This is a genomic window from Cohaesibacter sp. CAU 1516 (assembly GCF_005771485.1).
Classification (GTDB): Bacteria; Pseudomonadota; Alphaproteobacteria; order Rhizobiales; family Cohaesibacteraceae; genus Cohaesibacter; species Cohaesibacter intestini.
In genome coordinates, this window is sequence record NZ_VANT01000001.1 from 688,609 (window position 1) to 704,424 (window position 15,816).

Annotated in this window: 15 protein-coding genes and 2 tRNA genes; 6 read left to right on the plus strand and 11 right to left on the minus strand. The window is 54.4% G+C overall.

Annotation, left to right across the window (positions count from 1 at the left end; translation table 11 throughout):
• Positions 1 to 98: 98 nt before the first annotated feature.
• Positions 99 to 2,381: a lytic transglycosylase domain-containing protein gene (locus FDK21_RS03155; protein ID WP_114009219.1), complete on the minus strand. Its 2,283-nt coding sequence runs from the start codon at positions 2,379 to 2,381 to the stop codon at positions 99 to 101.
• Positions 2,382 to 2,654: 273 nt separating this feature from the next.
• On the opposite strand from FDK21_RS03155, the gene dapA reads away from it, so the two are divergent.
• The 4 genes from dapA to FDK21_RS03175 all read left to right on the plus strand — a co-directional run bounded on the left by dapA (position 2,655) and on the right by FDK21_RS03175 (position 4,509).
• Positions 2,655 to 3,530, plus strand: coding sequence for a 4-hydroxy-tetrahydrodipicolinate synthase (gene dapA / locus FDK21_RS03160; protein ID WP_114009218.1), 876 nt, complete (start codon positions 2,655 to 2,657; stop codon positions 3,528 to 3,530).
• A gap of 19 nt (positions 3,531 to 3,549) precedes the next feature.
• Complete coding sequence (gene smpB, locus FDK21_RS03165; RefSeq protein WP_114009217.1) at positions 3,550 to 4,032, plus strand: SsrA-binding protein SmpB; 483 nt, start codon at positions 3,550 to 3,552, stop codon at positions 4,030 to 4,032.
• A gap of 240 nt (positions 4,033 to 4,272) precedes the next feature.
• Positions 4,273 to 4,349: transfer RNA gene (locus FDK21_RS03170), tRNA-Met, on the plus strand.
• 83 nt (positions 4,350 to 4,432) lie between these two features.
• A tRNA-Met gene (locus FDK21_RS03175) sits at positions 4,433 to 4,509 on the plus strand.
• Here the strand turns inward: FDK21_RS03175 and FDK21_RS03180 are convergent.
• The 3 genes from FDK21_RS03180 to FDK21_RS03190 form a co-directional block, all read right to left on the minus strand.
• Positions 4,488 to 4,877, minus strand: coding sequence for a hypothetical protein (locus tag FDK21_RS03180; RefSeq protein WP_138147479.1), 390 nt, complete (start codon positions 4,875 to 4,877; stop codon positions 4,488 to 4,490). The two genes, FDK21_RS03175 and FDK21_RS03180, sit on opposite strands and share 22 nt — an antisense overlap.
• A gap of 22 nt (positions 4,878 to 4,899) precedes the next feature.
• Positions 4,900 to 5,409, minus strand: a complete 510-nt coding sequence (locus FDK21_RS03185) for a DUF6653 family protein (RefSeq protein WP_138147480.1) — start codon at positions 5,407 to 5,409, stop codon at positions 4,900 to 4,902.
• Positions 5,410 to 5,598: 189 nt separating this feature from the next.
• A complete protein-coding gene (locus FDK21_RS03190) occupies positions 5,599 to 6,804 on the minus strand; it encodes a fumarylacetoacetate hydrolase family protein (protein WP_138147481.1) in 1,206 nt (401 codons plus the stop codon).
• Between the two features lie 211 nt (positions 6,805 to 7,015).
• On the opposite strand from FDK21_RS03190, the gene FDK21_RS03195 reads away from it, so the two are divergent.
• Positions 7,016 to 7,651, plus strand: coding sequence for a TetR/AcrR family transcriptional regulator (locus tag FDK21_RS03195; protein WP_171021925.1), 636 nt, complete (start codon positions 7,016 to 7,018; stop codon positions 7,649 to 7,651).
• Between the two features lie 37 nt (positions 7,652 to 7,688).
• Here the strand turns inward: FDK21_RS03195 and FDK21_RS03200 are convergent, their stop codons facing one another.
• The 6 genes from FDK21_RS03200 to FDK21_RS03225 form a co-directional block, all read right to left on the minus strand.
• Positions 7,689 to 8,606: a DUF6268 family outer membrane beta-barrel protein gene (locus FDK21_RS03200; protein ID WP_138147482.1), complete on the minus strand. Its 918-nt coding sequence runs from the start codon at positions 8,604 to 8,606 to the stop codon at positions 7,689 to 7,691.
• Between the two features lie 298 nt (positions 8,607 to 8,904).
• Positions 8,905 to 10,422: a tripartite tricarboxylate transporter permease gene (locus FDK21_RS03205; RefSeq protein WP_171021926.1), complete on the minus strand. Its 1,518-nt coding sequence runs from the start codon at positions 10,420 to 10,422 to the stop codon at positions 8,905 to 8,907.
• A gap of 31 nt (positions 10,423 to 10,453) precedes the next feature.
• The gene (locus FDK21_RS03210; RefSeq protein WP_171021927.1) at positions 10,454 to 10,909 is read right to left on the minus strand and encodes a tripartite tricarboxylate transporter TctB family protein; all 456 of its coding nucleotides are present in this window, start codon (positions 10,907 to 10,909) and stop codon (positions 10,454 to 10,456) included.
• A gap of 8 nt (positions 10,910 to 10,917) precedes the next feature.
• Positions 10,918 to 11,883, minus strand: a complete 966-nt coding sequence (locus tag FDK21_RS03215) for a tripartite tricarboxylate transporter substrate binding protein (protein ID WP_114009210.1) — start codon at positions 11,881 to 11,883, stop codon at positions 10,918 to 10,920.
• A 65-nt stretch (positions 11,884 to 11,948) separates the two neighbouring features.
• Positions 11,949 to 12,626: an RraA family protein gene (locus tag FDK21_RS03220; protein WP_114009209.1), complete on the minus strand. Its 678-nt coding sequence runs from the start codon at positions 12,624 to 12,626 to the stop codon at positions 11,949 to 11,951.
• Between the two features lie 8 nt (positions 12,627 to 12,634).
• Positions 12,635 to 13,630: an NAD(P)-dependent oxidoreductase gene (locus FDK21_RS03225; RefSeq protein ID WP_171021928.1), complete on the minus strand. Its 996-nt coding sequence runs from the start codon at positions 13,628 to 13,630 to the stop codon at positions 12,635 to 12,637.
• A gap of 185 nt (positions 13,631 to 13,815) precedes the next feature.
• Here FDK21_RS03225 and FDK21_RS03230 point away from each other — a divergent pair, with 185 nt between their 5' ends.
• Positions 13,816 to 14,448, plus strand: a complete 633-nt coding sequence (locus FDK21_RS03230) for a GntR family transcriptional regulator (RefSeq protein WP_171021929.1) — start codon at positions 13,816 to 13,818, stop codon at positions 14,446 to 14,448.
• A gap of 108 nt (positions 14,449 to 14,556) precedes the next feature.
• Here the strand turns inward: FDK21_RS03230 and FDK21_RS03235 are convergent, their stop codons facing one another.
• Positions 14,557 to 15,465, minus strand: a complete 909-nt coding sequence (locus FDK21_RS03235; RefSeq protein ID WP_138147486.1) for an AraC family transcriptional regulator — start codon at positions 15,463 to 15,465, stop codon at positions 14,557 to 14,559.
• Positions 15,466 to 15,816 lie beyond the last annotated feature (351 nt).

Here is a 15,816-nt window from a genome sequence, read left to right on the forward strand (position 1 = left end):
TGACAACAACCTGCCTCTCTTTTCGTCTTACCCTGTCTCATGCCTGCTGCCAAGAGATAGAAAGTCTCAGAGGCCGCAGCAGTGTCGCGCGTTGCGCGCTATGGCTGGCCGCGTTTCAGGTCTTTGGAAATGTCCAGCGGGCGATCATGGATTCGCGCCTCGTAAACCTGCAAATTCTCCATCAGCTTCATGACATAGTCCCGCGTTTCGGTGAAGGGAATTCGTTCCACCCAATCGATGGCGCTGACCCGGTTGGTGCGCGGATCGCCAAAGCGTTCGATCCACTGGGGTGGACGGCCTGGGCCCGCATTGTAGGCCGCGAAAGTGAGGATGTAGGAGCCGCCAAAGCGGTCGAGATTCTCCTTGAGGAAATGGCTGCCCAGCCGCACGGCATATTTGGGGTCGCTTGTCAGCTTGGCGCGAGAATAGCGCACTCCGACTTTTCGTGCGGTGCTTTTGGCTGTGGCGGGCAGCATCTGCATCAAACCGCGCGCGTTGGCATGGCTGACGGCCTGAATGTTGAAGACGCTTTCCTGCTTGGTCAGGGCATAAATCAGGGCCTTGTCGACGCCATTGGTCTTGGCCGAGCGTGGAATAACATTGAGCGGGAAGGCCATCTTGTGGGCGGGCATGTTACGACTAAGGGCAATCTTGCCGATCTGGACGGCATATTGATGCAGGCCATAGTTCTGGGCCAGACGGTGCGCGAGCGCGATTTCGGACGGATCATCGAGGGCGCGGGCCAGATGGCGGAAGAGCGGACCGGAGCGTTTGCCGTGACCCACTGCCTTCAGGCGCTTGATGGCTTTGACCAGTTCGCGCCGGTCAAATCGTGCCTTGACCTCGGCGCTAGCGGCTGGTGGATGGGACAGGCGCAACCGTGTCTGGCCAAGCTCTTCGAGCGCCAGCTGGCCATAATAATAAACCGGACTGGCGGCCGCTTTGTAGAATTTCTCTGCTACCTGCCGGTTGCCAGCGGCTTCCCATGCGCGGCCCTGCCAATAGAGGCCGCGGGATTTGTCCCGGTCTCGGCTCGCCTGTTTCCAGCTCTTTTCAAAATGCACCGCTGCGGTCTTGTGGTCCTTGAGATAACGCAGAGCAAAGAAGCCCGCATGAAACTCCGCCTCGGAGATATCCTTGCCAGACTGGGCCGTGTGGCGGGCTGCAATCTTGTAGGCACGGCGGGCATCGCCCTTGTTGAGCATGATGCGCGACAGGAGACGACGTTCAATCCACCATTCACGATGATTGATTAGCTTCTTGGGGTCACGCGGGGCCTTGATCAGCATATCGGCAGCTTTGGTGACCTTGCCGCTGCGGCGCAGATGCTGGATGTAAGAAAAGATGTAGCCCGGATCGGCGCGGAGCGAACGCGGCACCGCGCTTAACTTGCTGCTGGCATTGCGTTTTTTGCGGATGACCGCCACGCGTGCGTCGACCAGACGTTTTTGGCCGTTGGTCAGCAGCTTTTTCATCCGGATTGCCCCATTGGCGCGTTCGCGATAGAGCAAATAGCTGGCACGGTGGAAGTGGTCATCGCGGCCCAGCACGGAGCGTAGGTTCGACAGGATGCGGCTTTCAAGCTTGGCGGACAAACCTTCGCCGCGCCAGATTGGACGAATGATCCTTGCCGCCTGTTTGGCTTTGCCAGAACGGGCATGGGCGATGGCCACCTCAATGGCTGCACTGGTGGATTTCGGGATCTGGTTGCCAAAGGCACGAGACAGGGCCGGGCCGGGCGGAGTTTCGCGGGCGAGCGCTTCCTCGATCCTGCGCACCGTCAGGCTGCGACTGGGCCAGTTGGTTTTGCGGTCATAAAAGGACTTGATCTCATAGGCAGGAAAATCGCGATAGGCGCCGACGGTCAGGATGTAGGTCAGGATTGCCCGGTCAAGCGAAGGCTTCATGCCTTTGTGAATCGCCAGAGCCACCTTGGGCTTGCGTTTCGACAGCGCATCAAGGGCCTGTTCAAGCGAGCCTCGTTGTGCGGCAATGTCTGTGCGATGGCGTTCCACCTTCGGCAAGGCCGCTTTGACTGGTTGGCTGGTTGCTGCTGGCTGGGATGCGGCAGCAATCGGAGTGAGACCCGGTTTGGTCTTGGGCAGGACCGACAGGCTCTCGGGATGCTGGCCGTTGTCTATGCCATGGGTGTCGATCAGATGCTCGACGGTCTGACGGGTCAGATTGACCGGAGCAGGGGTGATCGACCCAGCCGCAGGTGGAGCCGGCACAGGGGGCGGCACGGGGGCCGCGACAGGGGCCGCGACTGGCGCTGCATCCGGCTTTGGCTGCGGCAAAGGCGGGGCGATACCTGCACTTTGGGCGAGGCTTTGGGCTGACAGGGCGATCAGTGTTAAGGCCGTTAGCGCAATTCTGTGCATAGATGAGAGCATACCTGCTTGAAAATTTTCATATTTATCGGTTTATCTTTCTTTGGGACATCAATCTTGCAAAATTATGATGAATAAATCCCTTCGGGGATGACAGATTCGATTTTGTTGCATGACAGGCCAAATCGTGGTGTTATGCGCCCAAGCTTACGGCAAATTGCCGGAAACGGCGGTTAATTCGGCAATTTGCCGGATTTTTTAGTTAAAATGACAAAAGGTGCGCTGAAAATAATATTCAGACCACCAAAAAAGAGGAAACGCAGCATGTTCAAAGGATCTTGCACCGCTCTTATCACCCCTTTTCGTGACGGCGCTGTGGACTACAAGGCCTTTGAGTCTTTTGTCGACTGGCAAATCACTGAAGGTACGCATGGTCTTGTGCCGGTGGGCACCACCGGAGAATCCCCAACGCTTAGCCATGATGAGCACAAGAAAGTTGTCGAAACCTGCGTCAAGGTCGCAAATGGGCGTGTGCCCGTGATTGCGGGTGCGGGCTCTAACTCGACCACGGAAGCGATCGATCTTGCCAAACATGCCGAGAAAGCCGGTGCCGATGGGGTTCTGTTGGTAACGCCTTATTATAACAAGCCTTGTCAGGATGGCCTCTATCTGCATTTCAAGGCAGTTGCTGATGCGATTTCCTTGCCGATCATCATGTATAACATCCCGCCTCGCTCCGTAATCGACATGAGCGTCGAGACCATGGCGCGATTGTTTGAGGATTGCGAGAATATCGTTGGTGTCAAGGATGCAACCGCAGACCTTACCCGCGTCACCCGTCAGCGTTTGGCGATGGGGCCGGACTTCATCCAGCTTTCCGGTGAGGATCCAACCGCACTTGGTTACAACGCGCAGGGTGGTGTGGGCTGTATTTCGGTCTCGTCAAACGTGGCTCCGCGCCTGTGCAGCCGATTCCAGGAGGCTTGTCTGGAAGGGGACTGGACCACCGCGCTGGAATTGCATGACCTCTTGTCCCCGTTGCATCGCGCCATGTTCCTCCAGCCAAGCCCGGCTGGTGCCAAATATGCACTGTCGGTGCTCGGGAAAATCGAAAATGAGATCCGTCTGCCCCTGATCTCTGCCAAGGAAGAGGTGAAAGCCGAGATTGAAGATGCAATGAAGGTTGCAGGTCTGATCTAAAGGGCTTATCTGTGTTGCCATGGCACAGAAAAAGAAGAAAAGCGATCCGAACAACCGTGTTGTCGCGGAGAATCGGAAAGCGCGACACAATTATGAGATCGGCGATGTGATCGAGGCAGGGCTGCAGCTCAAGGGCACGGAAGTGAAGTCCTTGCGGCTGGGTGTTGCCAACATTGCCGAGTCTTATGCGTCAGACGAAAATGGTGAAATTGTCCTGATCAATTCCAATATACCCGAATATGATCAGGGCAATCGGTTCAACCACGAACCACGCCGTCCACGCAAATTGCTGTTGCACAAACGCGAAATCGCCAAATTGCTGCAAGGGGTCCAGCGCGATGGGATGACCATTGTGCCGCTGAAGCTCTATTTCAATGACAAGGGTATTGCCAAGCTGGCGATAGCCCTGGCGAAGGGCAAGAAGGACTATGACAAGCGGCAGGACGCCAAGAAGCGCGACTGGCAGCGCGACAAAGCCCGCTTGATGCGTGAGCGGGGATAAGATCAGCCATCCATCCGGGAATGGGGCCCGGATTTTGGGTTTGTCTGGTCCGCTTGACCGTTGTCGAGTTGCTGTTCTGAATGCGCCTTGGTTTCATCTGAAAAGGCAAGACGCGGATTCTCTTACCTTTTGAAAGGCTATGCAAGCAGAACAAACCAGCCCTTCGAGGAAAGAAGGGGAAAACCGGATTTGGGGGTTTCATATTCTGCGAAGGCCTCTATAAAGATGACACTTCCATGACGCGGGGTGGAGCAGCCCGGTAGCTCGTCAGGCTCATAACCTGAAGGTCGCAGGTTCAAATCCTGCCCCCGCAACCAACTTCAAGAATTCCGGTTTCTTGACTTGCCTTCTGGCAGGCGGTTTGTCATGGATTGCGCGAAACACAGATGTGTTTCATTGGCGCGGGGTGGAGCAGCCCGGTAGCTCGTCAGGCTCATAACCTGAAGGTCGCAGGTTCAAATCCTGCCCCCGCAACCAATTTGTCCTGTTTTTTGTTGCTCTTGCAGGACTGACGGCAAATCCTTCAATCTCTCTGGTTTCTCCCGATTTGTTGTAGCTGACAGATTGCCTGCCATATCGCCATTGCGCGACTTGAGCAAACCATCGATTTCCTGTCGATAGCGCTCGGCCATGTCGGGTCGGAATGCTTCAGGCTCTGGTGCTCCCTGCGCCAATATGGCCTTGGGTGTTTCCTTGCGTTTGGGATTGCAGACTATATTGACGTGGTTGGAGATGTTGTATCTGGCATCAGCCTTTGTTTTGTGGCCCCGGTTGCTGGCCAACATAGCGCAGTCAAATTTTCTCTTGTTCTCAGTTGACTTACGCTTTTCGCGGGTGAGGTTCACAAAGGAAAACAGAGCGAGCGTTCTAGTAGTCCCAACTTTGGTATTCTTCGCTTTCCGACTTCATCATTTCATATAGCCAGACCATTCGATCAAGGTACCAACTTTTCCCCAGATAGGCCAAGGCGACGCCAAGGACTGCGCCCCAAATGGAATAGTAGATGATCGACCAGATTGCTATCAGCATACCGATTGAAGAAATCGTATTGAGTATTGAGTAAAGAGGAGTTTTGTGAATCTCCGGAATGTCGATCCTGTCCCTGTTGAGATAAACCCTTTCGCCCAGCACCGATCTGGAGGCCCAGTTCTTTGTTGATTTTGGTTTGGGAAAAAAGATGGGATTCAAAAACATCCAAAACAAGGATGCGAGCCCTGGGATCAAACACCACCAACCGATCCAGACCCGACTCCAAAAAGCCAATACAATAATGGGGAGGACAGAATATCTTGTCCAGACACTCCAAGGGTTGGAATGCTTCATCCAGTTTTCATCTGTAAGCCTAAAAACATTCGCGACTTTTCGTTCGAGTGTCATTGTGCCTTACCTTCTCCAAAATCTGGTTTTCAACCGCAACCAAGTAAGCGAATTGGCTACAATCAAATTGTGTCTTTTCAAGACTATTCTTCTCGGCTGGCGGTTTGGTACCCAAAACTCGATGGGAAATCCGATACACCTTTTTCCATTTTATCGCGGATCACGATAGATCGAATAGCCTCAAGTGGGTCAGGGCATGTCCAAATTTCGCTTTTTGATTGTTGTGACGATCATGCCAAGGCGACTGGAATGGTGCTTTACCTTGTCACCGGGCATTAGCATGATCTTGTCGGTGATCGCGGCGTTGATCGAGTCATTGACGACTGATCGAAATCCCGACATTCCGGTCAAGAAACGCCCTGTCATGGCGTATTTTGCACCTAGGGTGATCTTGGCTTTGAGGCTGGGGGGACGAAACAACACCCCTTCGGTGGTGCCGGACAGAAGCACTTGCTGGGTCTCGATGCGCCCCGTGGGCAGAAGGCCAACCGGGTTGCCGTGATGAGTCCATTTTGTCTCTGATCCGCTCTTCAAGGCAATATCGGTCATGGAGCGGAAGTCCTCGATCATCATGTTGCCAGTGGTCAACTGCATAGGCTCGCCGTTCAGGCTGGTGCCAATCACCTCGCTTGCAATGAAGGCCTGCCAGTCATCTGGCACCACCATATAGGGGCCGGTGGGGAAGAAACCGGGCAAGCTCTTTGCATCCGTAAAACCAATGCCACTGAGGGTTTCTTCATTGTCAGGCATTCCGTCCAGCATCACCTTGCGATCACTGAAGTCTCCGCAAAGGAAAACCAGCTTCCGCGCCGCGTCAAAATCTTCGAGCTTTGCGATGGGGCGGTCAAAGCTCATGCAAAGTTCCACCTCATAATCAATCATCTGGTGCTCGGGGTCGATTGCCAGGCTGGATATGGAGGGAGTTGGTTCGGTGAGGCGGGGAAAATAGAACGGGGTTTCGTTGTGCACCTCTGTTCCGTGATCGAGAAAGTTCGTTCCAAAGGAAATATGTCGGGAGCCTTGAACAGCTGCAAGCAACTGCGTCTGATCGAACGATTGGGCCGTCTTCTGGTGCGCATCAGCCATCTGGACGAGTGCCGGTCGTCCAAAATGGTCCAGAGCATCAAAAGGATCATTGAGGTCTCTCCCAGCCATCACACTGAGATCTATGGCCTTGGCTCCTTGCCCCGTCAGTTCGGTGACCAACAGCATGTGGGGCATGCCGTCAACATTGGCGCGTGCAAAGGTCAAGGCCTTAGCCGGATTTGCAAGCTGGGAGATCGGCAACGCCGCCTCGATGGGTTGGGTGCGCGACACCATTGGCAATTGCAAGGCGACGAATAACGCCCCATAGCAGGCCGCGATTGCAACAATAATGTAATAGAAATATCTCAAAGTGCATTCCTTCACTATTTTCAAAATATCCCCAAACGAGGCTTGGAAAAATGGCTGACAGTGCCATAATATGAAGAATCACTCATATTTTTAATTCGCATTCGATTGACCGCAATGATTGACTTATCTTTTTGATTTATATGACTAAAATTTAATTGATCATAAAGCACGTAGCCTCTCATTCATGTTCTACCGAGCACGGAGCACTCTGATGAACAGCAAGAAAACGCCATCTCAATCGTCCGTTCGCCGGCGCCCCAAACAGGAGCGAGCAAAAGTCATGGTGGAAGCGGTATTAGAGAGTACGCAGTTGCTGCTGGCAGACGTCGGATATGAAGCCACCAATACGACACGCATTGCCGAAAGAGCCGGAATGAGCATTGGGTCGCTGTATCAATATTTCTCCAATCGCGATGAGATCATCGAGGAGTTGCAGCGTCGACATCATCATGAGACGTCTGCCATCATGGAGAAGGCATTTGCAGAAGCGGAATCGTTGCCGCTTGACGATGCGATCCGCAGGCTGGTTCGGGCAACGGTTGACCTCCACCAAAATGAGCCTGAGTTGCATCGCGTCCTGACCGAAGTCGTGCCAGTATCGGTCAATGCGGAAAGCAGAGCCGCCATGTCCGAAAAGATCGACGCAGCACAACAAAGACTGTTTCAGCGTCTGGCCAGCGAGCTTCCTATTCGTAACATCACAGCCACTGCACTTGTCATCCGTGAGACGGTGGAGGGCAGCATCCACCGCGCTGTCCTCCATGGTCATTCCGGATATATAGACGTTGTCGCTGAAGAGGTGGTGCGAATGGTGATCTCGTATCTCAGAAGCCACCAGACAGCCTAAAGAAGTGTGGCAGCATCACACTGCCACACTTCTTCGACTAGAATTCAAGTGACATCTTGACGCCAAAGATCGGCGTGATGTCATAATCTTTGTCATAGACCTTTTTGCCGTTCTTGTCATTGAACTGCAGGTTCCCCCCCAGCGAGGCTCCAACGGAGGCTGCGATGGTCAGATTTTCCCGCGGGCTGTAGTTGGCTGTGAAGGCAATCGGCACATGGCTCTGTTTGCCTATGCCACCAGAAATCGGATGATTTTTGTTGAGCCGGAACTCCGTGCTTTCATATCCGGCTTCCACGCCAAACTTGAGGGCATCGCTCGCCTGATAGGACAATTGCAAGTTCGGGCCACGACTGACAACCGAACCCGCCCCTGTCGACAGGGACCAGTCGTCATGAAATTTCCAATCCAAAACCAGAAACGGGAAGAGGCTGATGTCGTCTTCGCTGCCTTCAAATGTGCTGAAGACACCGACGCCCGGCCCGATCAACAGGTTGGGTGACATTTGCCAGGCCACAGCGCCGATGGCGCCATACGTTATGCTGTCCTCGAATTCAGCACCTGACTGTCCCGAATAGGAGAGTTGAGGTGAGAAGAACAGACCGCCGCGCTCCATGAAAGGCATGTTGACGGGCAGGGAAAGGCTGAATTCATCAACATCAAGTTTGCTCCGGCCAAGAACATTGGCATCGAAATCATAGTGGGTGCGTCCCAAACTGAATTCCGCTCCATATGATGTTCTTGGTTCAGGAGCCCATGTTAAAGCAGCATCCAGGCTGCCGCGATACCATTGCAGTTTGTTGCCCTTGCCCAGCTCCGATTTTCCGGATCCCATGACAGCCACGCTCGTGCTGAAGGAAAGCTTCGGGGCCCCTTCCTGGGCAATGGCCGTGGGTGCTGTCAGGCACAGGATGAACATGGACAGAGCCGTCTGAAGCGACTTTGAAAATTTGGACAAGTAAGCCTCCTAATCGATGGTCAAAGCCAGAAGATGAAGCCTTCTGCGCCAAGAATCCATTCGCGTTCCCTTGGTAATTCAAGGGAGTTTAACGCCTTAATTTCAATTGCTTAGCGGGGAAGTGAAGGAGATTTGCTGTCTGTGTTCATGTTTGTGAGATCAGGCTTGACTTTTTCATGCTTACAAAAAAATGCAGGCCAGTCAGGGGACTGGCCTGCATTGTTGCATTTTCGTTCAATCTTCCAAACTGAAGCGGCCGAGGTTACACCTTGTTCCTTGCTTTCACTTCACTGAAAGGTCAGTTGGCGGCCCGGTTCCGGCGTCGGCTCATGAACTTCTGGGTCGGAGATTTGGCCAGACCGAGGACAACAACGCCCAACACCAGGATTGTGAATGTCATTGTCAGCGGTTTGTTGACAAAGATACTCCATGACCCTTGTCCAAGCATGATCGACTGGCGCAGATAGTTTTCTGCCAAGGGTGCCAGAACCAGAGCCAGAATGAACGGACCGGTTGGATAGTTGGCGCGTTTCATCAGATAGCCGATGGCACCGAAGACGATCGTTACCCAGACATCGAAGGTGCCATAGTTGATGGAGAAGGCCCCCACCAGACAGAAGGCGACGACGATGGCATTGAGGTGGTTCTGAATCAGCCGCAGGGCGTTCACAAAGACCGGGATCAGCAAGATGTTGGAGCCCAGCAGGAACAGGTTGGCAATCGTCAGGCCCGCGATGGTGCCCCACACGATGTCAGCCGACTGGATCATCAGCATCGGACCGGGGTTGAGACCAAACATGATCAGAGCGCCGAGCATGATGGCGGTGCCACCCGAGCCGGGAATGCCAAGGGTCAGCAGAGGAATGAGGGAACCGGGAACCGCTGCATTGTTGGCCGCTTCGGGACTGGCCAATCCTTCGGACGCGCCTTTGCCGAACTTGTCCGGCTGTTTGGAGAGTTTCTTCTCGGTGATATAGGCGATGAAGGTGGCGATGGTGGCGCCTGCTCCGGGCAACACGCCGATGCCTGTGCCAATTACCGAGCCGCGCAGGGTTGGAAAGCTGATATGCTTGAGTTCTGCCAGATCGGGGATGAATTCGCTAAATTTGAATTTGGGTTTGCCCATATTCAATTTAACGCGTTCCTCGATATTGACCAACACTTCGCCAACGCCAAACAGACCGATGATGACAGCAACAAAGTCCACCCCTTCGATCAGTTCTGGCACGACGGCGAAGCGCACATTGCCCGAGACATAGTCGCTGCCGATGGTGCTGAGCAAGACGCCGAAAAGGGTAGCCAGAAGGGCTTTGAGCGGATCGGACCCGGCCAGCACGATGATCATGCTAAGCCCAAGCAACATGAGCAGAAAATACTCTGGTGGCCCAAGGAAGATGGCATATTCAGCGATGATTGGTGCAAAGAAGATCAGCATCAACAGACCGAAAATGCCACCAACGAAAGAGGCAATCGCGGAGATGCCGAGCGCTTGCCCCCCCTTGCCCTTCAGCATCATCGGATAGCCTTCCATGGCCGTCACGATGGCGGGGGCATCGCCGGGGGTGTTGATGAGAATTGCCGTCAGACGCCCGCCATACATGGTGCCCATATAGACACCGGTCAACAAGGAGAGGCCTGAAATCGGGTTCATTCCGAAGGTCAGAGGCATCATCAGTGCAATGCCCGCCGATGGCCCGAGGCCGGGCAGGGCCCCGACAAGGGTGCCAATCAAGCCTGCTACAAAAATCAGGAGCAGGTTTTCCGGCGTGGCGACCTGATTGAACGCCATCATCAGTTGAGATAACGAATCCAGCATGTGTTTCGTCCCGTGAATTGTTTGCTGCGGCTCAGAGCACCGGCAGGTTCAGCCAAATGGCAAAGATGACATAGATGGTGGCGGTCGTGGTGGCACCGACAAACAGTGAGGATGTGATCGGATGACGTGCGACGCGCCAGGACATCAGGACAATCATTGCAAAGATGGGAGCGAGCACAGAGCCCAGTGCCATGGCAGCGACTGCCAGAACAATGATAGCCGCGGTGATCAGTAGACCACTCACATTGGGAGAGTTGGCCTCCTGATCCTGCCTGTCCGCGGTCTCGGCCTTTTCCTGCCGGCTTTTGGCAAAGCTTCGCAAGGCCTGAATTGCGCAGCAGACAAAGATCAGGATACCAACATTCAGCGGGACGAAGCCGGGACCAAAGGAGAACTCGTCTGCATATTTGAGATCGAGCGATCCGAACGCAAGACTGGCGGCAAAAGCCGCCAGAATTGCCAGAAATGTGATTTCTGCAGTTTTCATGGTGCCCATCAGTTCTTTTTCAGAAGACCAAGATTGGACAGGTTGGTTTCATAGACGCCATTGGTTTTTTCCAGATAGGCAGCAAAGGCATCGGCATCCAGATAGCCGGGGATGATCCCGTTTGGCTTCAGATACTGAGTGGTCCATTCTGGAGTTTTTTGCAGTTTTTCAACCAGTTCGGAGAGATAGGCCTTGGCTTCTGCCGGGATGTTTTTGGCTGCAACCACACCGCGGAAGACGGATGCAACAACATCGTAGCCATTTTCCTTGAAGGTTGGAACTTCCGGGAACATTTCAGCACGCTCTTCGGTCGAAATGGCAATGGCGCGCATGCGATTGCTCTTGATGAACTCGGATACAGCACCCGGATTGATCATCGCAAAATCGACCTGACCGCCGAGCAGAGCACTTGCCACTTCTCCATCGCCCTGGAACGGGATGAAGTTGAGTTTCACGCCAAGCTCTTCGGAAACCATGATCGTGGCGATATGCTCGATCTGGCCACGGCCGCCGCCTGCAACATTGAGCACGCGACCGGACGTCTTGATGTCATCAAGGCTCTTGATCGGGGAGGAGGCGGGAACAACGAGCAAGGTTGGGTCGATACCCAGACGGGCAATCGGAGTGAAGTCCTTGTAGTTCAGACCAACATCGGCCGTCAGCGGGGTGGTGATGAAGGATGAGGTCGCTGCCATTAGATAGTGGCCGTCCCCTTCGTGGCTGCTCAGATAGCCAAGAGAGGTGGCGCCGCCGCCGCCGGGTTTGTTAACGACGTTGATGGATGCGTCGACAAGTTTGGTTTCCCGAATGACCTTGGCCATGGAACGCAACATGGTGTCATGTCCGCCGCCCGGACCATAGCCGGCAACAAACTCGATGCCGCGGGACGGGAAATCAGCGGCTTTGACAGGCAGAACTGCCGTGGCCACAAGTGCCGAGACAATCGCGGCCGTTTTAAGGGGTTTGAAAAACATCGATCAGGTTCCTCCCTATTGAATTTCGATGACTATCGTCTGGTTTGTCGTGAAAATCTCGGACATCATGCGATGAATTCGCAGCCGAGCTCTTTCAGGTTCTTGTCAATCCAGTCGCCATTATATTTGCCTTCAATGGTTGTCTGATATTGACGTTCTTCGCCTGCGTGCTTTTTGTCAGCACGGTCGAGAATTTCTGCAGCGCTTTCCTTGGGTAGGCAAACAAGGCCATCCCAATCGCCGACGATGAGATCGCCGGGATTGACTGTCATATTGCCAATCGCGATCGGAAGCCCGATTTCGCCCGGGCCGTCCTTGTATGGGCCACGGTGGCTGATGCCGCTCGAGAAAACGGGGACATCCTGTTTGCTGATGCTGTCGAGGTCGCGAATTGCGCCCCAGATGGCCACGCCGGCAATCTTGGATACGACGCCGCGTGCGAGCATTAGCTCGCCCATGATGGCATTGTCCAGTGCGCCACCGGCATCGACAACGATCACGTCGCCAGGCTGGGCCATGACAAGAGCCTTGTGCAGCATCAGATTGTCACCGGGACGGACACTCACCGTCAGGGCGGGACCTGCGAGAACGCCCTGACGATGCCGGGGACGCATGCTGGCAGGGGCCCCGGTATGGCGGTTCATGACGTCGCTGATGTTGGACACTGGCAGTTTGGCCGCGCGGGCAATCAGGGCCGGATCAACCCGCTCCCAACTTTCCTTGATTCTGAAACCTTCAGCCATGTTCTCTCCTATTCTTGCAGACCGCCGAGTGCGGCGGACGTTGCCAGAAAGGCGGGATCAATTTCCCGACCTTCAAAATGGTCAATGATGAAACGGGCTGCCATTGTTGCCATGTTGCGTTCTGCACCGGGGGTGAGGCCGGCAGCATGCGGCGTCGCGATCAGATTGGGAGCCTTGAAAAGCGTGGCATCGGCGGCAGGCGGTTCCTGCTCGAAACTGTCAATGCCAGCTCCTGCGATCACGCCATTTTCCAAGGCTTCGGCCAGCGCCTCTTCGTCGATCATGCCACCGCGTGCTGTGTTCACAATTACGGCATGGGATGGCATCTTTTCCAGAAACGCGCGGTTGATGAGATGTTTGGTCGCGGGAACAAGCGGGCAATGCAGCGAGATGACATCGCTGTTGGTTGCGATGGTCTCGATATCAGCAACAACCGTCGCCCCTTCAGGGCCGGACGCGCCACCATCGGCGAGCAAAGCAGGATCGAAAACGGACACTTTCATGCCAAGCGCCATGGCCATCCCAGCCACTTCGCGACCGATTGCGCCACAGCCGATCAGGCCCAGTTTGGTGTCAGCGAAGTCCTTGCCGATGAAAGTGCCTTTGGGCCAATTGCCGCCCTTTGTGGCATCATCCAGATAGGGCAGGGATTTGCGCAGCGCGATGACAAGCGCGATGGCATGTTCGGCTACGGCGCGGGCGTTGGCACCGGCCGCTCTGTATACAGGGATTTTGTGTTTTTCGGCTGCGGCCAGATTGATGTTGTTCACGCCGCTGCCGTGTTTGGCGATAACCTCGACAGCGCCAGAAGCCGTGATCACGGCATCCGTGATTTTGCCCTGAGAGACCATGATCGCGCAGACATTGTTGGCTTTGGCGGTTTCTACCACCTCTTCAGGCTTGGCGTAGGGCGGAGAAAACACGCATTCGAAGCCGTTTTCCTTGAGCAGGTCCACCGCCGAACTGTCAATTCGGTTTCGCGTGACCAATATTTTCTTTTGCATTTCAGAGCTCATCGCCGCTGTATCCATTTAATAACTCAATTGATTTTTTGGTATACAAAAATGGCGTTGAAGTCAAATACTAAATACATTTACAATCTGAGAGCGTCGGGCTATATCTAATATCCAACTGAAATTGTAGGAGATTTTTTCCCATGCGGAGTCAGCAAGACATTGCGGACCTCCCTTTGAGCGATCAAGTGTATGCAAAAATGCGCGAATTGCTCAGAGATGGCGCCTTAAGCGCAGGCCAGCGTGTAAGCGAGGCTGATATCTGTGACCGGTTTCAGGTCAGCAGGACCCCCGCTCGGGAGGCCATTCGCCGCCTGCTGAATGAGGGATTTCTGTCGACTGTGGACAGTGGCCGGATTTTTGTCGCCGAGATTGATATCGAGCGGGCCGAAGAAATCTATGACATGCGTGAGGCGGTTGAGTGTCTTGCGGCCAAGCTCTCTGCGAAGAAGGCTACGACGGAAGATCTGATAGAATTGCGCGGTATTCTGGATGAACAGCGGCGTGGTGCCACCGATGAGACCGATTTTCTCGATATCAACGACCGATTCCATCGTTGTGTATACAGAATTGCCAGCAATCGCTATTTGCTGCGCAGCGCCGAGATTCTGCTGGTTTCCGCTGGCATGATCCGCGGCACCACGCAGGGGCGTTATGATTATAATACCTGGTCATTGCAGGATCATGAGGAGATCTATCAAGCGATCGAGGACGGCAACACGACGGCGGCCGAGGATGCTGCGCGCCGGCATATCCGCCGCGGACGCATGCAGCGTATTGGTCTTTTAAAGGCGATGTCATCGAGCTGACCGGCGCCGATACCGGTGCGTCTGCCCCCCAGAACGGACACAGCCGGGGCATCCCCAAAAGGAGACGTCCCGGCGGGTCTTGGACCCCATCACAAGGGGTGTTTAATCTCAGATCAGCGGGATACGGATCTCGGTGCGGTTGTCTTCCGGCTTGGTTTCGGCGGGATCAGTCAGATAGACTTCAATCGAGTTTTCATCGGTTGCTTCGCGGCCTGACTGAGGCAGCCACTGTCCGAACAGCCAATCATAGGCAGCCTGAAGCGTGTCGTAGGAGCCTTTGTGAACCGCCACCGCATAATCCCCGGCCGGAATGGTTTGCAGTTTGATCGGATCTGTCACGTTGGTGTCTTCTGGCACAGTGATGCAAACGTCACAGCGCAGTTTCTCGGTATCGACGGAATGGGGATCGTCGTAACAGATCGACATCGCCATTGTGTCCTGTCTGAACAGGCCTTCTTCGGTTGCGGTTTTGCACAGCGTTTCAAATGCTGTGCCACATTTGTTGTAGGGTCCAATGTGACGCAAACTGGCCACGTGAATTGCTGGCAGTTTCTTAATTTCGACGTCAAACATCGTTCGTCTTCCTTCTGTTTTCATATAATGGGCAAGTGCACGGGCTTGCGTGTGCAGCATCCTCAAACGGGCTGCTTTCAACGCCCGCGAGGTGATCGGCGACTTGCCCGTGCAACGATACTGGCTGGGGGTCATGCCAAAATGGGTCTTGAAGGCGCGTGAGAAACTCTCGCTATTTTCAAACCCGGCATCAAAGGCGAGGAGCGTGACGGGATGATCGCCGCAGATCAATTGCTCCGCTGCCACCTCCAGACGCCGTCGCCGGATATAGCCGCCGACAGTTTCTCCTGTCATGCCCTTGAAGATGCGATGGAAATGGAACGGGGAGAAATGCGCAATGCGGGCAAGGTCTGCAAGACTTGACGGGTCTGTCAGGTTGGAATCGATATGCTCCAAAACCCGCAGCAGCCGGGCTTCATAGTCATTCACACTGCTCGTTTTCATCTCGTTCCCTTCGTCGACCTTAATTCCTCAATGGGAAGGCAGAGGCACCATGCCGTCTGGTCTTTGCCCTTGTTGTTCCTGCCAGTGTCCGCAGCCTAGTGGCTTTGTGGTCGCCTTACTTGACATCCCTTGCTGAATTTAAAAGAGGCGATGTTGAGTGGTCTCAGACTCCTGAAGGCCTTTTGCATCTTAGAGGGCGCGGCGACGGTGGTCGATCCTGATCGCAGACTGCTACAGATGTCTTGGTGAGGCACTTTCTCACGCTTTGCGATGGGCTGCCGTGATATCATCAAGGGGCAGGATCGGGACGGCAGAAGGGTTGGGGCCAAATTCCAAGAAGCTGCAATTCTG